19 protein-coding genes are annotated in these 21,299 nt (G+C 42.4%); 16 read left to right on the top strand and 3 right to left on the bottom strand.

The features are described from left to right. The first annotated feature begins 9 nt into the window (after positions 1 to 9). Genes MHH60_RS17425 through MHH60_RS17390 form a run of 8 tightly spaced genes read left to right on the top strand, consistent with a single transcriptional unit; the run spans position 10 to position 8,968 of the window. Positions 10 to 879 carry a hypothetical protein gene (locus MHH60_RS17425; protein WP_076137571.1) on the top strand — a complete coding sequence of 290 codons (870 nt, stop codon included), beginning with the start codon at positions 10 to 12 and terminating at the stop codon, positions 877 to 879. A 57-nt stretch (positions 880 to 936) separates the two neighbouring features. Next, positions 937 to 1,146 (top strand): hypothetical protein, encoded by a 210-nt coding sequence (locus MHH60_RS17420; RefSeq protein ID WP_076137569.1) that lies wholly within the window; start codon positions 937 to 939, stop codon positions 1,144 to 1,146. Between the two features lie 5 nt (positions 1,147 to 1,151). After that, positions 1,152 to 1,295 carry a hypothetical protein gene (locus MHH60_RS17415; protein ID WP_162636675.1) on the top strand — a complete coding sequence of 48 codons (144 nt, stop codon included), beginning with the start codon at positions 1,152 to 1,154 and terminating at the stop codon, positions 1,293 to 1,295. 15 nt (positions 1,296 to 1,310) lie between these two features. Beyond that, positions 1,311 to 1,691 carry a hypothetical protein gene (locus tag MHH60_RS17410; RefSeq protein ID WP_076137567.1) on the top strand — a complete coding sequence of 127 codons (381 nt, stop codon included), beginning with the start codon at positions 1,311 to 1,313 and terminating at the stop codon, positions 1,689 to 1,691. A gap of 20 nt (positions 1,692 to 1,711) precedes the next feature. Further along, positions 1,712 to 2,209, top strand: a complete 498-nt coding sequence (locus tag MHH60_RS17405) for a hypothetical protein (protein WP_076137565.1) — start codon at positions 1,712 to 1,714, stop codon at positions 2,207 to 2,209. A 36-nt stretch (positions 2,210 to 2,245) separates the two neighbouring features. Further along, on the top strand, positions 2,246 to 2,896 hold the full coding sequence (locus MHH60_RS17400; protein ID WP_076137563.1) for a hypothetical protein: 651 nt from the start codon (positions 2,246 to 2,248) through the stop codon (positions 2,894 to 2,896). A 6-nt stretch (positions 2,897 to 2,902) separates the two neighbouring features. Continuing rightward, positions 2,903 to 5,161: a PKD domain-containing protein gene (locus MHH60_RS17395; protein WP_076137561.1), complete on the top strand. Its 2,259-nt coding sequence runs from the start codon at positions 2,903 to 2,905 to the stop codon at positions 5,159 to 5,161. 12 nt (positions 5,162 to 5,173) lie between these two features. Beyond that, on the top strand, positions 5,174 to 8,968 hold the full coding sequence (locus tag MHH60_RS17390; RefSeq protein ID WP_076137559.1) for a hypothetical protein: 3,795 nt from the start codon (positions 5,174 to 5,176) through the stop codon (positions 8,966 to 8,968). An 88-nt stretch (positions 8,969 to 9,056) separates the two neighbouring features. Here the strand turns inward: MHH60_RS17390 and MHH60_RS17385 are convergent, their stop codons facing one another. Beyond that, positions 9,057 to 9,689, bottom strand: a complete 633-nt coding sequence (locus MHH60_RS17385; RefSeq protein ID WP_076137557.1) for a hypothetical protein — start codon at positions 9,687 to 9,689, stop codon at positions 9,057 to 9,059. A gap of 303 nt (positions 9,690 to 9,992) precedes the next feature. Here MHH60_RS17385 and tkt point away from each other — a divergent pair, with 303 nt between their 5' ends. Continuing rightward, positions 9,993 to 12,035, top strand: coding sequence for a transketolase (gene tkt / locus MHH60_RS17380; RefSeq protein WP_036681727.1), 2,043 nt, complete (start codon positions 9,993 to 9,995; stop codon positions 12,033 to 12,035). Positions 12,036 to 12,068: 33 nt separating this feature from the next. Beyond that, a complete protein-coding gene (gene ppnP, locus MHH60_RS17375; RefSeq protein ID WP_036681729.1) occupies positions 12,069 to 12,386 on the top strand; it encodes a pyrimidine/purine nucleoside phosphorylase in 318 nt (105 codons plus the stop codon). 1,486 nt (positions 12,387 to 13,872) lie between these two features. On the opposite strand, the gene MHH60_RS17370 is transcribed toward ppnP, so the two are convergent. Then, the gene (locus MHH60_RS17370) at positions 13,873 to 14,775 is read right to left on the bottom strand and encodes an NAD(P)-dependent oxidoreductase (protein WP_076137555.1); all 903 of its coding nucleotides are present in this window, start codon (positions 14,773 to 14,775) and stop codon (positions 13,873 to 13,875) included. Positions 14,776 to 15,010: 235 nt separating this feature from the next. Here MHH60_RS17370 and MHH60_RS17365 point away from each other — a divergent pair, with 235 nt between their 5' ends. The 3 genes from MHH60_RS17365 (at position 15,011) to MHH60_RS17355 (ending at position 17,730) form a co-directional block, all read left to right on the top strand. Beyond that, positions 15,011 to 16,366 (top strand): glucose-6-phosphate isomerase, encoded by a 1,356-nt coding sequence (locus MHH60_RS17365; RefSeq protein ID WP_076137553.1) that lies wholly within the window; start codon positions 15,011 to 15,013, stop codon positions 16,364 to 16,366. A gap of 146 nt (positions 16,367 to 16,512) precedes the next feature. Further along, the gene (locus tag MHH60_RS17360; protein ID WP_076137551.1) at positions 16,513 to 17,145 is read left to right on the top strand and encodes a YigZ family protein; all 633 of its coding nucleotides are present in this window, start codon (positions 16,513 to 16,515) and stop codon (positions 17,143 to 17,145) included. A 3-nt stretch (positions 17,146 to 17,148) separates the two neighbouring features. Continuing rightward, the gene (locus MHH60_RS17355) at positions 17,149 to 17,730 is read left to right on the top strand and encodes a TetR/AcrR family transcriptional regulator (protein ID WP_036681739.1); all 582 of its coding nucleotides are present in this window, start codon (positions 17,149 to 17,151) and stop codon (positions 17,728 to 17,730) included. Between the two features lie 146 nt (positions 17,731 to 17,876). On the opposite strand, the gene MHH60_RS17350 is transcribed toward MHH60_RS17355, so the two are convergent. Further along, positions 17,877 to 18,278, bottom strand: a complete 402-nt coding sequence (locus MHH60_RS17350; RefSeq protein ID WP_076137549.1) for a secondary thiamine-phosphate synthase enzyme YjbQ — start codon at positions 18,276 to 18,278, stop codon at positions 17,877 to 17,879. Between the two features lie 208 nt (positions 18,279 to 18,486). Here MHH60_RS17350 and cysT point away from each other — a divergent pair, with 208 nt between their 5' ends. The 3 genes from cysT to MHH60_RS17335 are packed head-to-tail and all read left to right on the top strand — an operon-like array spanning position 18,487 to position 21,162. After that, on the top strand, positions 18,487 to 19,302 hold the full coding sequence (gene cysT / locus MHH60_RS17345; RefSeq protein WP_038569140.1) for a sulfate ABC transporter permease subunit CysT: 816 nt from the start codon (positions 18,487 to 18,489) through the stop codon (positions 19,300 to 19,302). Beyond that, positions 19,299 to 20,096 (top strand): sulfate ABC transporter permease subunit, encoded by a 798-nt coding sequence (locus MHH60_RS17340; protein WP_076104839.1) that lies wholly within the window; start codon positions 19,299 to 19,301, stop codon positions 20,094 to 20,096. The genes cysT and MHH60_RS17340 overlap by 4 nt, the downstream gene beginning before the upstream one ends. Position 20,097: 1 nt before the next feature. Continuing rightward, positions 20,098 to 21,162 (top strand): sulfate/molybdate ABC transporter ATP-binding protein, encoded by a 1,065-nt coding sequence (locus MHH60_RS17335; RefSeq protein WP_076137547.1) that lies wholly within the window; start codon positions 20,098 to 20,100, stop codon positions 21,160 to 21,162. The last annotated feature ends 137 nt before the right edge of the window (positions 21,163 to 21,299 follow it).

Here is a 21,299-nt window from a genome sequence, read left to right as displayed (position 1 = left end):
TGATGAACTATGGATAGATTATTACTACTAATTACAGTGATCGGGATCGTGTATATCGCATTACTTGTGTTTGTGAGCAGCAGCAGTAAGCAGGAACGATATCTTGTCCGACTGGGCATCCGGTGGAATTCGCTGGGTGAACACGTGCAGAGTGATAGATTTCAGCAATTGTTGAATGAATGCGGTTTATCAATTTCGGCTCGAAAAGTTACGCTATTTCGTTATTCAGCGGCAATCATCTATTTATTTAGCCAAGTCGTCAGCGATTTCATTCGATCTGTTCCATTTTCATTCTATGACCCTCTAATTGCTCTACTTATTCTCGTAATCAGCAGTCCGATGCGTTATCTTCCGCTTGGTTGGGTGTTGGCGTGGCTTCACCAAAAGACGAATATTCAAAAAGATGGCGAGTTGATCTCCTTCATTCGTCTCTATGAGAATAATCGCCTACGTAAGCGCGGATATGTGCAGTTTGGTGCTTTTTGTGGGAGTACAGCGGGACATTTTCAATATATACGTCAGGACTTGTATGAGCTGTCAGAACGGGCAGTAGATGAGGGAGTGGAGGGGGCGATTGAATGGTTTTGTGCCAAATTTCCGGATAACCATCATTTTATTAATGACATCCGGTCCATTTTACTGGCTACAGAAGGCATGGATGATGACACGGAAGCTGCAAACTATTTACGTGAACAAGGCAAGATTATCTCCAAAATCTCCAGCGATCAGTATTTTAAAAAATGGTCTTTCATCGGTGAACTATCGACGATTATTAATGTTATTCCATCGATTGCTACTTTTTTGATGATCGTTGCCATGGCGATGCAGTACATTTTGCTAATCAAAGGAAATTTTAATGGAGTCGGCATGTTCCAGTGAAAAATTGTATATTCAACCTTATTTTTAAAACCTAAAATAAAAAGGGAGAAATTAACAATGAAAAAAGACGCTATTTCTACAGGTTTATTTATCGCTATCGGTTTTTTGTGTGTGGCCATCGTAATTGCCATTTTGATTCCTCTGGTGCGTGACGTGATTAATGCTGCCGATGATAATAGACCGACGATCCCGGGGGTATCTCTAACTCAACCGCTGGATTCCAGCCAGACTGCACTAACTATGTCCATGACTCACGTTTCGGTATAAGTCTGATGAAAAAAGACTCTATTTCCGTCGCTATGTTTTTGGCTATTGGCTTTGTAATTGCGGGGATGTTTGTCACGGTAGCTACGCATATGATCGGCAGCAGTCAGGACGACATCATCTCACATACTAAGCAAGTGGAACAGTATTAGAAGGAGGCGTGTCTAATGAAGGAGACCGTCCTCCGGGCATTGTTCATGTGGCTAGTCCTGTTTATTATCCTGCAGCCTATCTTCTCCTACATAGATTATCTGCTAGATTTACAGGTCAAAGCTAATACGTCCTATATCACACAAAAAGCAGCAACAGAGGGGATGGTTACAGCTTCTATGCGGAATGAAGTGATTTCAAATCTGAAGGCGATTGGATTTTCTGAAGCTTCGATAGAAATTACGAGTAGTACAGAAACCGTTCAAGAGCGAAAGCAACGAATGGATGTGTATGTAACCGCGCCGCGGATAAAACTGTTTCCTTATAATTTTTCTACGGTTTCGCAGCCGACTCGATATTATGGGCACGGATCAATTATGAGTGAGTATCTCGATTGACTAAGGGATGAGCGTAATTTATGGATTACATTATTAAGCTGGCATTTGTGCTACTGATCTTTATCTACTCCTGGTTCTTTCAGATCCAGAATCAGGAGTGGGACCAGCTGCGCAGCATGTTAAAAGACGCAAATAATATCGCTGTTCACGATGCCGCACAGGAATTAGATGAGACCGAATTGACTCGTGGTCGTCTGATTATAGATCCTACAGATGCGTACGATACTTTTCAGCAAACCCTACAGAACAATCTAGGCCTTGATAGCGGCCTTTCCCCCCAAGCGGGCAGCCGTTTTAAGACACAAGTAAAGATTGTAAAGTTCGATATTATTGATGATTCCGATGGCGTGACGTTTCCACTTTTATACGAGGATAGCGAATATGGCATAACCAAATACATCGCAGGTCCTTCGGTTATTGCCGTCATTGAGACGGAGCACCCGGTTCTGATCTCCCGATCCAAAACACAACAGCCCATCAGGGTGCCAGCAGTTCAAGAGTATAAGATCAATAAGTAGTGAAAATCCAATTAAAGAAAAGGGAGAGATTCAGTGATGAAGAAGACCATTGTAAGGGCAGTTTTGACTACGACAATGTTATTTAGCATGGTATTGGGGCAGAACGTGATTACTAACGCAGCAGCGGTTACACCAGTAGTTACAGCTACATCAACAGCTACAGTAAAACCTGCTGCTACACCAGTACCTATTATGAGGGATAACTTAAGTAAATATGGTTTGAAAAAGGATTTGGAGTTGCCGGTTACGGTTACGGCGGGTGGGCTTAGTTATACGCTGGAGAAGTTTATGATTTATGATTTCAAGTCAAAAGATGCACAAAATCTAGTGAAGAAATATGATTATGATTCTTTTGGAGTAATGGTTAGCAAACCTAAATATTTAATCTGGACTAAGATTACGATTAAGAATAACAGCAATAAAATTGTTAAAAGATCCTTAAATGATCAAAAAGAAAAATGGATTTTAAGTTTACAAGGTAAGGGACAATTAGACCAAATTTGGCCAAAAGTAAATGTGGAAAAATTAAATAATAAAGAAGCGTTTTATTATTACACTCTTAAGCCAAGTGAGCAATTAACTACTTATCAAGCATATTTATATGATCAGGATTTCAACTATTTTGCCATCCGCTTGTTCCATGATGGCGGATTCGACGAAAAATTTATAGTTAATTCTACGGAGTAAGTATAAATGAAAAAAATAATCATCTCATGTCTATGTTTTTTATTGCTCATTCAGCTTATGACAGCTATTTCAGTAAAAGCAGCCGAGACGAAATTGACCTCGGTTGGTGTCCCAATTACTACAGGTTTACAAGGATCAAACAATGCTGCTAAAGACTTCTATTTGGAACTTCCTAGTGGAGTATCTAGTTCTTCAGTTAAGACAGGTACTTTAAAATATAGTGGATCTAACGAAAAAACTAGCCTCTCTCTTGAGAACGGGAAAATTAAAGTGACATTACAAGGAGTTGCAAATCAAAAATATATAAAAGAGGTTCAGGGTTATAGAGCATCCTTTGAGTTGCTATATAGGACCGATATTTATAATTCAATATGGTTATACTCTGACGGAAGAAGATGGCAAATAAATCAGTATGATGAAAAAAGAGATAGTTTGGTGACAGATGATAAAGTTGCAACTGATAGTTATCCTTCTAAGAATCCACCAATAACGGTAGTAACTGCAGGACCTTATCAAGATAAAGATTACCTAAAATGGTATAACGGATCTAAAACTGAGGTTATCGATTCTCAAAATATCATTGAGTCTACTATAAAACCTCAAGTAGTTAAGAAATCTTCTTATGCTCAAGATCCAAAGTTTAAAAATGGAAGAATTATTTTGAACTATACGATTCCTGCAGGAGTACCTTGGGATCCTGAAGATAATACGGATTTAACTGGAAAAGCAGAGGGACGAAGATATAAAGCATTCGCATCCTATTATTACACCGCAGACGCTAAAGTCACCACCTACAGCTACGGGGGAACAGTCAGCTTTGAATATGGTCTCCCAGATGAAGCTACTCTTACAGGTTCTGCAATTCTAGAACAACCTAATCCAAACCCAATTAAGTTTGATAATAAGAATGTGCCAGTTAAAATTGCTTTGAAGGGCGAACTCGTATCCTATAAAGATACTTCGAACATTTCAGAATGGATTTTTTATGCCAAAGAGAAAGGTAATGAAGGCTCACTCCAGACAAAAAAGGTGTATACCAAAACTCTAACGGCAAACGAAACTTTCAGGTTTGAAATTCCGAAGGAGAAAGTGGCAGTTAAAAGTAACTACAGTCAAGAGTACGAACTAAGTATAGTAGTGAGATTTAAGAATGAAGTCGTGACCAAAAGAAGTAAGTTCGATTCGTTAAAAGAATCTTTTACAGTCAAAGCAGGAGCGTATACAACCTCAGGTCCTCCGGGAGGAGGGTTTCCAGGTCCTACATCACCGCCAGAACTACCGAGAGAGTTAAAACCTCCAGTAGCCCTTATAAATGCACCGAAAACTGTAAAAGCAGGACAAGAGTTTGTAGCCAGTGCAGCAGGATCGTATGACCCCGATGGTTATATTACGGATTACTTTTGGGATACGCCTAATGCTAAGGGAGAATTGAGCACTTTGCCAAGGGGAACGCTTTGGTATGATAAAGACCATTTGGGGGAACAAACCCTTGCTTTGACTGTGATGGACGATGACAAAATGACTGGAAGTACTAGCACTGAGATCAACGTCATCGAACCAAAACCAGATGCATCTATCAGGGTAGATGGTACATTAAAGCAAAATCGAAAGGTTATCATACAAAGTTATGTTAGTAGCCCGACCCACTATCCGTTAGTGGATGCTAAGACTAAAATCAGCATCACAGCCGTATCAGGTGGAACGAATTCTGATATTAAATATAGCGGATCGCTGAACGGGGTATATAGTAAAGATGTGCTATTCAAGAAGCCTGGGAAATATAAAGCAACCATTTATGTGGTGAATACATTAGGGCTAACTGCGAGTAACGAAGCAACTTTTGATATAGCACCAGACCAGAAACCTTTTGCGTATTTTACGATGGCTGGAACAGCGTATCGCAATCCTTCAGATGGTAATCAAGCGACCCTATCAATAGATGATATGTCGTACTCACCAGACCAAGATATTGTGGCTCGAAGGCTTTGGGAGTACCGCTACGATTCTGATAACAACGGAAATTTTACGGATGAACCATGGGTTGTTTTTAATAATGAGAATTTAGATCGTTTGAATCTCAAGGTAAAGGAAGTCGGAAAATACGAAGTAAGACTAACTGTATTTGAAGAGTTTGGCCAGCCGACCATCGAGGAGTTTGTGACGCAGGCTGATCGGCAATCCATTGATTCAGAAGCTACACAAAATGTGATCGAACGGATCTTCACGGTTAAAAATCAGGCACCTGATGTCGATTGGTCATGGTAGAGAGGAATAGAGATGCAGAAATTTAAAAAAACAATTTCAACGTTTATGGCCCTTGTATTACTACTTCTTTCATTCCCTGAATTTTATTCGGGGAGTGCAAAGGTAGAGGCGACAGGTGACCCAAATATCATCAATTTTATGGATATCCGTCTTGAAGGATTTAATAAAACAACTCCTTGGGAGCCGGCTATGGGGAATATAGGATCTTTAAGTTTGAATATGCCTGCTATGACCCTAACCAATATTACTTTTGATCTAACAACAAGAATACTGCGCTACGATTATGTACCTGATGCACCTGTAGTTTTAACATCAGGTTATATTAATTGGTACTATGATACGCAGCGTACTAGATTTCTTAATATTTACAGTTATATGTACAGGACAGATGGAAGTGGTAATACTGATTATGCTACTGATGCCTCATGGAGAATTGAAGAAATGCCACCTGTGAAAAGTTCGGATAGTCTTCAGTTTAACCTTGACAGAAATACAACCGCTTTTTATGAAAGTTATGCTTATCCAGCGAAGTATGGCATTCCAAAAGCCCTTAGAGTCGCGCTAAGAGCAAGTGATGCGCAACACCAACCTAACGAATGGATGAATGGTTGGCATAACAACGTATATTATGATTGGGAGAACATACCTCTAGTAATAAATTCGGCACCTACTCTTACAGTGACTACACCAAGTGAGCAGCAGCTACTAAATGAGCCAGGATTCAGTGGTATGAACCTTGAGGGATATGTTCGAGATGTAGACAATAATGATCTAGTCGTTAGTGCTGAAATCCCTAATGTGTTCTATAAACAAGTCAATGTCCAACAGGCACTAAATAATAAATGGTTTTCCATCCCAATAGATGTTTTGGCAGACGGAATTCCTCCCGGACGCCACAATATCATTATCAAGGTTGTGGATCCCTATAATTATAAGGATGAGAAATCGTTGGTCGTTAATGTATCCTATAGGCTTAGGAATAAATCCTATATATTGATTAACACTCCTATAGACGTATCAACCATATACAAGGACTATGAAGGAGATTCTAAATATCAAGAACGCTATAGATACGATCATAACCCGTATTTCTTCGATAATTCGATGGGTATCATTTCGGATAGTGGGTTATGGCGTTCAGAAAGGTATACCTCCTTTCCATATAGCGGACTCTATAACGCAACCTTTCAAGCACGAGATAATCCTAAAAACGATGACAGATTCGATGTCTATCGTTTATGGAGCCGAGATAATTTATCTTCAATGACCTATCATGTTCATCGGAAGCCCATTGCATTGTTTGCTGCCAAACTGGCGTGGGGATCTCTTCTGCTAACAGATAGTTCCTACGATTTGGACCACATCACGGCTGTTAATAAGGGACTTATAGCTTGGCAATGGCAGTATAAAAAAACTGATTCTGAAATATGGACAGATGGTCAACCGCCAGCTCAATTACCGAGTTCTGGACAATATGACATACGCCTTAGAGTACGTGATGTCGATGGCGAAAAAGGGTTAGGGGTCTGGAGCGACTGGTGTGTAAGGACGGTGGGGGCTGCAGGTAATCTACCTCCCGTAGCGTTATTTAGTGTTGATCCTAATATTGTTTCCTATCGTAAAGCTACTACCATAACAGACAAATCGTTTGATCCGGATAATGATCCATTAGATGTGTATTACTGGACGGTTATCAAAGACGGTTGGAACAAAGTTTGGGAGCATTGGGGTGGAGCTACAACGCCACCTAATATCGCAGCTTTTGGGATCGGTAATTATCAAATTAGTTTACAAGTGCATGACAACCGAGGTTTATGGTCAGATTGGTATCGCCAAAATGTCCAAGTGATTAATCACCCACCCGCAGCAGCATTTAACATGCCAGCTGAAGTATATCGAGATACTGTAATTACAATGGATAATCTAACACCAGATCCTGATGAAGATGGAGATTCGCTTGCTTATTTATGGTACACCAAACTCAGCAATAGTCCTTATTATTATGCTGGCAGTAACCGCAACCAATCTTTGACGATACGAGATCTTATTGCTGGAAACGGAATTTCACCGCAGCAGGCTATATCAGAAGGATGGGAAATGCGCCTTAAGGCAACAGACGTACCTAATCCCTCGAGTATTGGAGCTTTAAGTTCCAATGCAACACGTGTATTTACTGTTAAAAATCATGTTCCAACAGCTGCTATTAGTCGCCCATCGGCAGTATTCCAATATGATACCCGACAATATACATCTTTTGATGAGGATGGAGATCCCTCAGATCTCGCTAGTCTGCAATACTTCTGGAAAGTAACAGATAGTGATGGCATTACGCAATGGTTTCGAACTCCTAATATTGATGTTAATTTTCCTGAGTCCGGTATCTATACATTGGAACACTGGGTTATCGATCAGATCGGTGATAAGTCTAATATAGCTACGTTGAAGGTGAATGTTACTAAAAATCTAGCGCCCTCAATGACATTGATAACCCCGGTGGGAACCGTAACCAATCCATCCGTAATAGATGCCGAAATACAAGGAGATCCATTAATAAAATGGAATTATACAGACCCAGAGAGTGATCCGCAGGAGAAGTACCGTTTAGAATTTTTTTCAAAAGACGGACTGTTAGTTAAGACAGTTGAGAACCTTGACACCACAGGTCAGCTGCGGCAGTATCAACTCCCTAACCATACATTCAATCGATTTGAATACTTCACTGTATATGGTCGGGCTTATTCCAAGTTATCCTGGTCAGAAATATCTAACGAAAAAACGTTTATCATCGACAATCCGCCGCAGCCTGGATTCACAGTAATCACGGATACAGGTAGAGATGCTGCCAAAGAGCCAATTTATCGCACGGATCTTCTAAATATCAAGAGCAAAGCGACGGATCTAGACCTTCCAAAAGGAGATACGATCAGCCATAAGTATGATTTGAAATCATCTAACGGGACGGAAGGATTGGCTAGTACTCAAGCTGAATTTACGAAGAAATTCACCTCAAATGGCGTCTTTACCTTTAAACAAACCGTTACGGATTCTCTAGGACTGTATCGAGAGCTATCTCTGAGTATCACTGTAGCCAACCGTAAACCGACCGTAACGATAACGTACCCAACAAGTACTGACTCAAGTAAGCCTATGATCGCAAGTACGCTTACACCAATCATCAAGTGGGATTATCAAGATAAGGATGGAGATGAACAACAGCGGTATAAGGTACAAATTATCAACTTGGCGACAGGGGGAGTTAAGGCTGAGTCTGGCGAACAAAACTCAAGTGTCAAACAGTGGCAAGTGCCCGCGGGAATATTGGTTGAGAACGAAAAATATGCCGTGGAAGTGGAAGCTTTTGATGGTTATAACTGGAGTAATATCTCAGCGCGTAAATATTTTATGGTTAATCTGCTGAGTATTAAAGGTGGGGTCCAGCACACAGAGGAATGGAATAACAACCGTAAAGGCTACAATTTGAACAAGAGCGGTAATGAGGAGAGTCCAAGAGGCTACAATGTGTTTTGGGCGGGCGAACGGTTTATTTTGGAAGGGACAGCAACCGGCTTGCCCGATACTGTTGAGGTGGCAATGACGGGAGGTTATTCTACGCAACTAATTCCAACGAACAGTGACAAAACCTTGTGGACAGGCGAATTATATGATCCGGCATTTGTGAAACTTCCCGATGGTCCAGTGACCTTTACCTTCACAGCTAAGAATGAGTACAATACCAAAATAGATACAGTTACTGTTGTGATTGCTGGCGATTGGTCTGAATATTTTCGGAACCATCGTGTGAAGTAATGAGATTTTTACGGCTGTATCCTTATTCCATTTAAAAAGGGCTACGCGGAAATACGATCCGCATAGCCCTTTTTTTACGAGCAACAACTTATATAACTCCTTCAGTCCGTTCTTCATTCATTCTCATCATTCTTGTCGCAACGGAAGGTGTATGTAAAGGTATATTCGTCGAACGTGTAGAGGCTCTTTGAGCTCTACGCACATAATAGGATAACTTGCCGCTGAATATTTTATGGGAACAGAGTGAAAGAGCGAAATCCTCCGGGGTAACAAAGCAGGAAGGCTTATTCACAGGCTGAACTGCGGTATTTTCAAATAAGGAAGCAACAAAATGAGAGCAGAAATAAGCGTTCTCTCGATCTATTTTAACATTTAGAAGTACGCCGATCAGGCCTAAAAGATGGTATTTATAACGTTCCTGATTTTTCATCATCCCTTGGACATGATTGTACATAGCATCGTATTCCGCGGCACTAACACGTAACTGATAAATAGAGCAATTTGCGCTGCTATAGAAAGGGTGAATGAAATTTTCTTGAATCAGACCCGCGACGAATGGATTGTGCATTTTTTTTCTTCCGAAGCTGTACACCTCACGTAGTTCACTATCAAAGGCGATCGAAGCATGGTTCAGATCAGCTTTTGTAAACCACTTAATGAAACCACTGAAGGCTGTACCTGTACCGGTAAGCACAATATAAACATCCTTTTTCGAAGTCATGTTCAGAATTCCTTTCCACTTGGAGATATTGGATAATGAATGAAAATTTTACTTGAGTAACTCCATCTTACTTTATATTCGAGCATTGTAAAACAAACTTTAGTCGCAATAGAAAACTAGACCATAGGCTAAGTAAAAACCCGTCTCATGACATAGTTACTTTTGCGTATATAAATGCGTAGATATTGCAAAACATAAGCTGTAAAACAAAGAGTTTTTAAAAACAATTGGAATTGCTTCCACACTAGTGATACAATAAGAGTCAAAATGACATTCTTGAGATTTCAGAGGAGGAACTATTAAATGAGTGAACAAGAACAAGCGATCCAGAAGGAAGAAAACTCAACAGTAGATAACCTGTCTATCACAACAATTCGTACGTTGGCTATTGATGCTATCGAAAAAGCGAATTCCGGCCATCCAGGTATGCCAATGGGTTCTGCACCAATGGGCTACCAACTGTTTGCAAAAACAATGAATCATAACCCTGATCATCCAACATGGGTAAACCGCGATCGTTTTGTATTGTCCGCTGGTCATGGTTCCATGCTTCTGTACAGCTTGCTGCACCTTAGCGGCTATGATCTTCCTATGGAAGAATTGAAACAATTCCGTCAATGGGGTAGCTTGACTCCTGGTCACCCGGAAGTTGGTCACACAGCTGGTGTTGATGCAACTACAGGTCCGCTTGGACAAGGTATTGGTATGGCCGTTGGTATGGCTATGGCCGAAGCTCAATTGGGCGCAACCTACAACAAAGAAGGACATAACGTAGTTGACCACTATACTTATGCTATTTGTGGTGATGGTGACCTTATGGAAGGGATCTCTTCTGAGTCCGCTTCTCTTGCTGGTCATTTGAAACTCGGAAAATTGGTTGTATTGTATGATTCAAATGATATTTCCCTTGATGGTAAATTGAATCTTTCTTTCTCCGAAAATGTAGCTCAACGTTTTGATGCTTATGGTTGGCAAGTTCTGCGTGTAGAAGACGGAAATGACCTTCCGGCTATTGAAAAAGCTATTGCTGAGGCGCAAGCTGAGACTAGCAAACCAACTTTGATCGAAGTGAAAACAGTTATTGGTTATGGTAGCCCTAACAAACAAGGTAAAGGCGGCCATGGCGGTACTCACGGTTCTCCGCTTGGAGCAGAAGAAGCTAAGCTGACCAAAGATTTCTACAAATGGGTTTACGAAGAAGATTTCTATGTGCCTGATGAAGTTCGTGCACATTTTGCAGAAGTGAAGAAAAACGGAATCGCAGCTAACAAAGCTTGGGACGACAAATTTGCGGCTTACAAAAAAGCATATCCAGAGCTGGCTGCACAATTCGAAACAGTAATCAATGGCGATCTTCCAGAAGGCTGGGATGCTAACCTTCCAACTTACACTACTGAAGATAAAGCAGTATCGACTCGTGTCGCTTCCGGTAGTGCGCTTAACGGTCTGACTGCTGGCGTTCCTCAGCTAGTGGGTGGTTCCGCTGACTTGGAAAGCTCCACTATGACGCATTTGAATGGTTTGACATCCTTCACACCAGAATCTTATGATGGCCGCAACATTTATTTCGGCGTACGTGAGTTTGGTATGGCTGCTGCAATGAACGGTATTGCCCTGCACACTGGTCTTAAAGTATTCGGAGGAACATTCTTCGTATTCACAGACTACCTGCGTCCAGCAATTCGTTTGGCTTCGATCATGAAATTGCCAGTAACCTATGTACTGACACATGACAGTATTGCAGTTGGTGAAGATGGTCCTACGCATGAACCAATCGAACAATTGGCTTCCCTGCGTATCATCCCAGGTCTGACTGTTATTCGTCCGGCTGATGCTAACGAAACTTCTGCAGCATGGGCTTATGCTATGGAAAACAAAGAGAATCCGGTTGCTTTGGTTCTGACCCGTCAAAACCTGCCAATTCTTGCTGGAACCGTAGATGGCGTTCGTGAAAACATCAAACGTGGTGGTTATGTTGTCTCTGATTCCAAAAATGGCACTCCACAAGCACAACTTATTGCAACTGGTTCTGAAGTACAGTTGGCAGTTAAAGCGCAAGCTGCTTTGGCAGAAGAAGGCATCGATGTTCGTGTAATCAGCTTGCCAAGCTGGGATCTGTTCGAAAAACAAGACAAAGAATATCGTGATTCCGTAATTCTTCCAGGAGTCAAAGCCCGTCTTGCTATCGAAATGGCACAAACCTTCGGATGGGAACGTTACACTGGTGACCAAGGCGATATCCTAGGCATCACTACTTTCGGAGCTTCCGCGCCTGGCGATAGAGTTATGAAAGAATATGGCTTTACTGTAGAGAACGTAGTTAGCCGTGTGAAAGCACTTCTGTAATTAACTGAATAATCATTAGGGGGAGAACAAGTAATGAGTCAGTTTAACAACGCAACGATCGAAAAAGCAGCCAATGTATATTATGGCGGACAAGTAACCAGCCGTACGGTAATTTTGCAAGATGGATCTAAGGTGACACTGGGCATCATGTTGCCGGGTGTGTATGAATTTGGTACAGATGGTCCTGAAATTATGGAGATTCTGTCCGGCGATCTTAAAGTGCTGCTTCCCGGCACTGAGGTATGGCAGGAGATTAAGGGAGCGTCAACGTTCAATGTTCCTGGCAACTCTAAATTTGCGTTGGAAGTATTTGAAGTAACTGATTATTGCTGTTCTTACCCGGTTCTATAGAAAACAGACTTTTCTAAGGGCTGTCCTATAAGTAGCTTTTTTCTATGAGTGAGACGACCCGGATTCGATTTAAAAATCGTAAAGTCAGCAAGGCAGCGGTTCTCCCGTTATTGGAGGATCGCTGCTTTTTGTTGTGGCTGGTGATTGCTTGATGTTCAATTATGTATTCACCATTCTCTTTGGAGGCTTAAGGACTCAAATGACGTTAGGGCTGGATCGGATCATTAACAAATTAGCACTGGGACACCACCATCCTCACTGCGTTCGGACTCAGATGACGCTATTAGCAAATTTATAGTCTTTTGAGCAAGTTTTCGGACACCAGTGCAGCTATTCCATAGAAATAGCCTCATAATTGGCGCTTTTTATGCCAATAGTGACTATGGAGTCCGATAGCATGCCGAATGTGGGATTATGCTGCAAATAAGGTCAGCTGAGTCCGAAGGCGCTGTGTCATCACCAGCTTAGCATCGGATCCGCACCAACCCACTGCGTAGGGACACAGCTGACATTAACACTGCATCAACACCAATGTAGCCTCGAATCAACCCCAATCCTACCGCTAAGGACCCAGATGACGCTATTAGCAAATTTATAGTCTTTTGAGCAAGTTTTCGGACACCAGTGCAATTATTCTATGGAAATAGGCTCATAATTGGCGCTTTTTATGCCAATAGCGACTATGGAGTCCGATAGCATGCCAAATGTGGGATTATGCTGCAAATAAGGTCAGCTGAGTCCGATGGCGCTGTGTCATTACTAACTTGTGCACCGGTTAGCGCCAACCCACTGCGTACGGACCCAGATGACGCTATTAGCAAATTTATAGTCTTTTGAGCAAGTTTTCGGACACCAGTCAACTATTCCATGGAAATAGGCTCATAATTGACGCTTTTTATGCCAATAGCGACTATGGAGTCCGATATCATGCCAAATGTGGGATTATACTGCGAATAAGGTCAGCTGAGTCCGATAGAGATAGCTGTGTAACGCAGAGGTTACTTAGTTAAAGGAGCTTGAGGTTTGGAGCGAGCGAGGGAGAGGTTCCAGAAAATACGGGATATACCGTAGTCATCAAGCAATCAACTTGGTAACCATGTTGCAACCATCCAGTAACTTCTCAAGTACCTACCCAACATTTCAGCACTCATTCAGTAACTTTTTTCGAATATTTAGCAACTCATCAGTAACTCCACCAGCAACTATCAACCATTTCATCATTAATACAGTAACTTTTGCGACTAACCAGTACTTCGCGACCTCCTTAGTAACTATCCCACCAACACCGCCACAACGTTCGGAGTAACTCCACAGCAACCAATATTTTCTTGCACTACAACTGCTAATTTGGTATTATAAATACACAAACAAACGTTCGTATATTTAATTTCAAAATGGGATTGTCCATAAAAAAAAGACCGCATCGCAATAGCATGTGCGAGGCGGTCGTAAATGTTCTTATGAAGAAGGTTTTGAGCTCTTGAATTTATTTATTGGATACATTTGCACCCATCTTTTGGCCGATCCACTCTTCGTAACATTTCACTACGGCAGAGAGATCTTCTTCACCATAACCTTGGGTGAAGCCAGCTTGGAACATGCTTTTAGCCAAGCCCAGCATAGGAGAAGGAACGCCTGTTGAATCGCTGTGGGCAGAGGCAAGCTTCAAATCCTTAAGCATTAGAGCAAGGGAGAATTGATTGCTGAAATCATCTTCTATGATTTTACGGCCTTTAAGCTCAGCTTGTTTGCTGCCCGCAGAACCAAGTTGTACCAGTTCCAAGAACTTGTCTGCTGGTACGCCTGATTTAACAGCAATGGCGAATCCTTCGGCTAGGGCAACATTATGAATACCAACCATAGCATTGTGAGCCAGCTTAGCCACAGCGCCGCTGCCGTTCTCACCCATATGTAGCAGCTTCTTACCCAAAGTATCAAAGATATCACGATGTTGTTCTATGACCTCAGCACTACCGCCGACCATGAACACTAAGGTTCCTTCAATCGCTGCTGGTTTGCTTCCAGTTACTGGCGCATCTAGAAAATGCCCACCGCGAGCTTCTACAGCAGCGGCAATCTCACGAACTAGTCCTGGTGAAATTGTGCTGGAATCAATAATTAGCCCACCAGGCTTCACAGCATCAAGAATACCATCTTGACCATAAAACACTTCACGAACCGAATCATCATTGCTGATCATGGTAATAATAACATCCTTACCCTCAGCCGCTTCGCGGGGCGTGAGAGCAGTCTGGGCACCTTCTGCTTCAAGAGGTTTACATTTGGCTGCCGTACGGTTGTATACCGTAACCTGAAAGCCGCCAAGTAGTAAATTGGAGGCCATAGGCGCACCCATTGTGCCGAGTCCGATAAAACCGATTTGTTTCATTTATATAGCCACCTTCCGTTTTCTTTATTCTATCACGGCACTTTGTCCAGCACCACAGCACACCTATGTCTTTTGATACAGGAAACGCTTCCAAGGAACTTTGGAAAACTTGGTTCTAATGCCCTCTATGTGCCCTAAGACCTTGCCAGTCAAGGCAAATTAAAGTATCCTAATTATAAAGTTGTAACAAACGGTTTTAAATTTAAAGAGATAAAACAGGAGGTTACCATTACCGATGTCTAAGAAGATTAATTTTGACTACACAAAAGCTCTTTCGTTTTTTAACCAACAAGAAATCGACAACCTTGCCGCCCCAGTTAAGCTAGCACACGAACAGTTGCATAACAAAACTGGTGTAGGCTCTGACTACCTTGGATGGATCGATCTGCCGACAGCTTATGATAAGGATGAATTTGCTCGCATTCAACAAGCTGCTAAGAAGATCCAAAGCGATTCCGAGGTACTGATTGTAATTGGTATCGGAGGTTCTTATCTGGGAGCACGCGCAGCTATTGAGGCGCTATCGCATTCTTTCTACAATAACCTTTCTAAAGATAAACGCAAAACTCCAGAAGTTTATTTCGCTGGTAATAACATTAGCTCTACATACATCACGCATCTGCTTGATCTAGTAGAAGGCAAAGACTTCTCCGTGAACGTAATCTCCAAATCAGGAACTACTACTGAGCCAGCAATTGCTTTCCGCATTTTCCGTGCTGCTCTGGAGAAGAAATACGGCAAGGAAGAAGCTCGTAAACGCATTTACGCTACTACAGACAAGGAAAAAGGTGCCCTTAAGAAATTGGCAACTGAAGAAGGTTATGAATCCTTCATCATTCCAGATGATGTAGGCGGACGTTACTCCGTATTGACACCTGTAGGCTTGCTGCCGATTGCTGTAGCTGGCATTAACATTGAAGAAATGATGCAAGGTGCTGCTGCCGCTGCGGATGAGTTCAACAATCCAGATGTAGCTACTAACCAAGCTTATCAATATGCTGCAGTTCGTAACGCTTTATACCGTAAAGGTAAAACAACTGAAATCCTCGTCAACTATGAACCTTCCTTACACTTTGTATCTGAGTGGTGGAAACAATTGTTTGGCGAAAGTGAAGGTAAGGACTTCAAAGGAATTTATCCTTCTTCCGTAGATTTCTCTACAGATCTACACTCCATGGGTCAATTTATCCAAGAAGGTAACCGCAACATTTTTGAAACGGTTATCCAAGTAGATCAAGTAGCTCATCATGTTACGATTGAGAATGATCCGGATGATCTGGACGGCTTGAACTTCTTAACAGGAAAGACTATGGATTTCGTGAATAAGAAAGCTTTCCAAGGTACAATGCTTGCACATACAGATGGTCAAGTACCTAACCTTATCGTTACTATTCCTGATCAAACACCATACACCTTTGGATATTTGGTGTACTTCTTTGAAAAAGCCTGCGGTATCAGCGGATACTTGCTCGGTGTTAACCCATTTGACCAACCAGGCGTAGAAGCATACAAGAAAAACATGTTCGCATTGCTTGGCAAACCAGGTTACGAAAAAGAAAAAGCAGAGCTGGAAGCAAGACTTACTGAATAGTATTGCAGTAGGTTTTACAATGGCTATTAATCACAGAACATTCATACTAATGTAAGTCACCAGGAGCAGTCCATAGGTAATCCAATACCGGGACTGCTCCTGACATTATATGAAGACATCATATGTAAATAAGGACTGGAATAATTATGTTAGAACAATATCAAACGGTCCGCTCTTCCGGCTCAAAAGAAGTTGTGATCCGTAAATCTCGCTTCATTGGTCATGTTATGCCAGTGGAGAATGAAGAAGAAGCTTTGTTGTTTATCGAGGACATCAAGAAGAAACATTGGAACGCAACGCATAACTGTTCTGCTTATGTGATTGGGGAGAGAGACGAAATCCAGAGGCAATCGGACGACGGGGAGCCGAGTGGTACAGCCGGCAAACCGATTTTGGAAGTAATCCGCAATCAGGGAGTTAAAAATGTCGCAATCGTAGTTACCCGTTATTTCGGAGGCATTATGCTGGGTGCCGGTGGGCTGATTAGAGCTTATACGGATGGAGCAGTGCTTGCGCTTGAAGCAGGAGAAGTAATCACCCGTGTACTGAGACGAGAGGTATTCGTAGAGATCGAGTACACTTGGCTGGGCAAGGTTGAGAACGAACTTCGAGGAAGAGGGATTCAGACTGGCGAGACTTTGTTCACCGACAAAGTAACGCTGTTATGTTTGCCGCGAAATGATGAGGGTGAGACTTTTATGGCATGGATGACAGATCTAACCCAAGGGCAAGCCCTGATAACAGAAGGGCGGCGGATTTACTACAGCGAAGGGGATTAGTATATGGCAAGGAGAGCAGTGGAGCAGGAGTTGTCGAGGGAAAGGATTCTAGAGGCCGCTAGGCATCTGTTTATAACCAAAGGGTATCGGGCAATTTCAATGCGAAGTATTGGTCAGCATTTGGGATATAGCCACGGCTCTCTCTATTATCATTTCAAGGAAAAGGCGGAGTTGTTCTACGCTATTGTTGTAGAGGATTTTAATCATGTGGCTGCTTTACTCAGCCAAGTAATGAATAAACCGCCTGAAGAAGGAATGACAAGGGTAGAACAGCTGATTATGGAATTTATTAGATTTGGAATAGATCACCCCTATCAATATGAAATTATGTTCATGATTCGCGATGAGGAATTGCTAGCTTATTGTAGAGCAGAACAGGGACGATGTTTTGATTTATTCTCAAGTATTGTGCGCCGTCATATGAAGGAAGAGGGATATGTGTCTGAGGACTGGCAGAATGTGCCGTTAACAATGTTCTTGTCTGCACACGGATTCATTTCTTATTATATCCAGGATAAAGTATCATTTGACGATGTGAAAGAGGCAGCGTTAGCTCATATAAAGGTTTTATGTCGCAGCCTTTAACATGCTGTTTTTTTTATAGATCTTCACTTTAAAGCTGTGCATTGGTATAACACTGCTTCTCTGCTTGATGAAAGTATTACTAGACTCTAGTTATTATCAAAATGGCCGCTCCGCAGCGATAACGGAAGCGGCCATTTGTATGTTTATTATCCCTCTACTATTTTTAAGAAACATTGCCGGCGTCTAGGGCCATCGAACTCACAGAAATAAATACCTTGCCAACGACCGAGAATTAATTCACCTTCGTGGATGATCAGGGTCTGGGAAGGCCCGGTCGTAATAGATTTAAGATGAGAGGCAGTATTGCCTTCCGCATGCCGATACTTCGGATGCTCCCAAGGGTAGACCTCATCCAAACGCATCAGAACATCATGCTTCACATCAGGATCCGCATTTTCATTAATAGCAATACCAGCAGTGGTATGGGGACAATAAACTACAATCAATCCGTCTTGAATTCCACTTTTTTTTACATAAGAAGTGACTTCCCTAGTAATATCACGTAATTCATCCCGCTTTGTAGTAGTGATCTCCAGAGTATGCAACATAATACATTCCCCTTCCTGTGAGGTGCCATTTTTAGTGTACCTTTGATACCTATATTTTAACCCAAATTCACTTGAAAGTAATTGACGGCGGTGAGAAGGATTTGGTAAAGTAGTAATAATATAAAACCAAGTATATAAATAGGAATAATTAATGGGGATTTTGGTTAGTATACCGACCGGTTATCCGGAGGTGGGAGGGCAAAAATCATTGAATTCGCTGCTTAGACACAAAGGCTGGACTTGGGGTTTCCGAACTACAATTTTGCTCTATTTTGTAGTATTGATCGTGTTGCCCATACTCGGGGTCTATTACAACTCTTTTTCTCTTGGTTTTGGCAATTTTGTGGAAAGCGTCAGCGACCCAATTGCTTGGAAGTCGGTGCTGCTAACCTTAAAGCTGGCGATTATCGCTACTTTAATTAATGTCTTGTTAGGAACTATGATTGCTTGGGTCCTTATTCGTTATCAATTTGCTGGTAAAGCGCTGCTAAACAGTCTGGTCGATTTACCTTTTGCACTGCCAACAGCTGTCGGAGGTTTGATGATTCTACTGCTGCTTGGACCAGGGAGCCTTATCGGCAAAGCAGCTGAGGCACTTGGATTTGAAATTGTTTTTCATCAACCGGCTATCGTAATTGCTATGGTGTTCGTGACGTTTCCATTCGTGATTCGAGCGGTTCAGCCCTTGCTGGAGGAGTTGGATCCATCCGAAGAGGAAGCAGCATATACAATGGGTGCCAAGGGGGCAAGGGTATTCTGGCAAGTTATTCTTCCATCAATGGCGCCTGGGATGATCAGTGGTGGGATGCTCGCATTTTCTAGAGCACTTGCGGAATTTGGTGCAGTGGTACTCGTCGCAGGTAATATTCCGGGCCGTACGCTTGTATCTTCTGTTTTTATTTTTGGTGAAGTTGAAAGTGATAATCCGGTCTCCGCCGCAGCGGTTTCTGTTATTCTCTTGACCTTATCCTTTCTCATTCTTTGGCTGATTAATATGCTGCAGATGCGGGGGAGACGCTCATGAGAAAATTATGGATTGCTCTTACTTATTTAGTGTTTTTTCTGCTGATTGCTGCTCCATTAGGAAAAATGGCTATTGGTGCTTTTAGTGAAGGATTTGGTGGTTTCTGGAATGCTCTGACTAGGCCCGAAGCGCTGCATGCGCTTATGATGACTGGGCTTGTTGTGATAGTAGTTACGTTATTAAATACATTGTTCGGTATTATGATGGCTCTGTATCTTGTTCGGGCGAACTGGATCGGCAAGCGTCTAAAAGGATTATTGAACAGTATTGTGGATTTGCCTTACGCGGTATCCCCTGTAATCGGAGGATTGATGATTGTCCTGTTGCTGGGTCCCGATAGTACCTTGGGAGCGATTTTTGAGGGGATTGGACTAAAGATCGTTTATGCGATTCCCGGGATGATCATTGCCACTTTATTTGTTACCTTTCCTTTAATGGTGCGCGAGGTGATGCCGGTGCTTCAGGAGATTGGTTCACAGCAGGAGGAAGCGGCTTCGACATTGGGCGCTCGTAGCTGGACTATTTTTTGGAAGGTAACTTGGCCTTCGATTCGTTGGGCGGTTGTGTATGGTGTCATTCTTACGGTGGCACGTTCACTTGGAGAGTTCGGCGCGGTGCTCGTAGTTTCGGGGAACATTATGAACAAAACTCAGACGGCGACAACTTTAGTCTATCAGGATGTTGAGAATTTTAATGTGACGGCTGCTGGAGGAATAGCGCTAGTTCTGGCTGCATTTTCCGCAGGTCTGCTGCTGTTGATGGAATGGACCAAGAGAAGAAAGGAAGTGCAGTAATATGCATGTAGAAGTGCGGGGGTTAAACAAGCATTTTGGAGATTTTCATGCGGTCAAGGACGTCAATTTCACCATTACAAAAGGTCACCTGATTGGTTTGCTCGGCCCAAGTGGAGGCGGGAAAACCTCAATTCTACGTATGCTGGCGGGACTGGAGTCACCGGATACCGGAGAGATTATTTTTCATGGTCAGACGGTGAACAATCTTCCTCCTCAAGAACGTGGGATCGGCTTCGTCTTCCAGAACTATGCACTCTTCAAACATATGACTGTATTTGATAATATCGCTTTTGGCTTAAAGGTTAAAAAGGCTAACAAAACAGCTATCCGCGATCGCGTTATGGAACTTGTAGAGCTTACAGGGTTAAAAGGGTTCGAGAAACGTTATCCGCATCAGCTATCAGGGGGACAACGTCAGCGTGTGGCTTTTGCACGTGCGCTTGCGCCTGAACCACAGCTGCTGCTTTTAGATGAACCTTTTGCCGCTATTGATGCGAAGATCCGCCAGGAGCTGCGCGCTTGGTTGCGTGAATTGATTGAGCGTGTAGGTATCACCTCTATTTTTGTAACCCATGACCAAGATGAAGCGATTGAAGTAGCGGATGAAATTATGATCATTAATCAAGGACGCTTGGAACAAAAGGGTACCCCGTGGGATATTTACAAGGAACCCAAAACACCGTTCGTGGCAACGTTTATCGGCGAATCTACGCTGATTGAGAACGCTTCTGAGGTTAAAGGCTTTACAGGTGCGGGGGACGGCAAACCTACCAAAGCGCTGATTCGTCCTGAATATATTGAAGTGGGAAACCTGCATGAGTTCAAGATGGCTTCTGCTACGGAAAAAGGTGTTGTGAAACATCTGCATTTCCGCGGCAGCGAATGGCTCGTTGAGGTTGAAGTAAATGGCCACAAGCTGGTCACCTACCGTTCGTTGGAGAAAGAAACCTTGCAGCCGGGTCGGGAAATCTCAGTACTGGTACATCGGGCTTATCTGTTTAATGATGAGCGCAGCTGGATCCAGGAGAACAACCTGAAAGAAGATCCAATGCCGATTTTTATTTAAAAATAAATAAAATGATTTTCAATTTTTTTGGATAGTAGCGAATGTGATTCGCTAGGATTAGAGGAACTGATGTGAAGGTCAGAAGTAATGAAGTGGAAGTTTGGAACTGTAGGAGCGGAGCGACCGCCTTTGTTTCC

Source organism: Paenibacillus sp. FSL H7-0716 (assembly GCF_038002705.1).
Taxonomy (GTDB): domain Bacteria; phylum Bacillota; class Bacilli; order Paenibacillales; family Paenibacillaceae; genus Paenibacillus_AQ; species Paenibacillus_AQ odorifer.
The sequence above is the reverse complement of the archived record's forward strand: the minus strand, read 5'-3'. Positions and strand labels throughout refer to the sequence as shown.

Coding starts and splice junctions, on each gene's coding strand:
- MHH60_RS17425 (WP_076137571.1), top strand. CDS start 10: ATGGATAGATTATTACTACTAATTACAGTGATCGGGATCGTGTATATC.
- MHH60_RS17385 (WP_076137557.1), bottom strand. CDS start 9,689: ATGACTTCGAAAAAGGATGTTTATATTGTGCTTACCGGTACAGGTACA.
- MHH60_RS17395 (WP_076137561.1), top strand. CDS start 2,903: ATGAAAAAAATAATCATCTCATGTCTATGTTTTTTATTGCTCATTCAG.
- MHH60_RS17410 (WP_076137567.1), top strand. CDS start 1,311: ATGAAGGAGACCGTCCTCCGGGCATTGTTCATGTGGCTAGTCCTGTTT.
- MHH60_RS17360 (WP_076137551.1), top strand. CDS start 16,513: ATGTTAGAACAATATCAAACGGTCCGCTCTTCCGGCTCAAAAGAAGTT.
- MHH60_RS17400 (WP_076137563.1), top strand. CDS start 2,246: ATGAAGAAGACCATTGTAAGGGCAGTTTTGACTACGACAATGTTATTT.
- MHH60_RS17335 (WP_076137547.1), top strand. CDS start 20,098: ATGCATGTAGAAGTGCGGGGGTTAAACAAGCATTTTGGAGATTTTCAT.
- MHH60_RS17365 (WP_076137553.1), top strand. CDS start 15,011: ATGTCTAAGAAGATTAATTTTGACTACACAAAAGCTCTTTCGTTTTTT.
- MHH60_RS17340 (WP_076104839.1), top strand. CDS start 19,299: ATGAGAAAATTATGGATTGCTCTTACTTATTTAGTGTTTTTTCTGCTG.
- MHH60_RS17420 (WP_076137569.1), top strand. CDS start 937: ATGAAAAAAGACGCTATTTCTACAGGTTTATTTATCGCTATCGGTTTT.
- tkt (WP_036681727.1), top strand. CDS start 9,993: ATGAGTGAACAAGAACAAGCGATCCAGAAGGAAGAAAACTCAACAGTA.
- MHH60_RS17390 (WP_076137559.1), top strand. CDS start 5,174: ATGCAGAAATTTAAAAAAACAATTTCAACGTTTATGGCCCTTGTATTA.
- MHH60_RS17370 (WP_076137555.1), bottom strand. CDS start 14,775: ATGAAACAAATCGGTTTTATCGGACTCGGCACAATGGGTGCGCCTATG.
- MHH60_RS17350 (WP_076137549.1), bottom strand. CDS start 18,278: ATGTTGCATACTCTGGAGATCACTACTACAAAGCGGGATGAATTACGT.
- MHH60_RS17355 (WP_036681739.1), top strand. CDS start 17,149: ATGGCAAGGAGAGCAGTGGAGCAGGAGTTGTCGAGGGAAAGGATTCTA.
- MHH60_RS17405 (WP_076137565.1), top strand. CDS start 1,712: ATGGATTACATTATTAAGCTGGCATTTGTGCTACTGATCTTTATCTAC.
- MHH60_RS17415 (WP_162636675.1), top strand. CDS start 1,152: ATGAAAAAAGACTCTATTTCCGTCGCTATGTTTTTGGCTATTGGCTTT.
- ppnP (WP_036681729.1), top strand. CDS start 12,069: ATGAGTCAGTTTAACAACGCAACGATCGAAAAAGCAGCCAATGTATAT.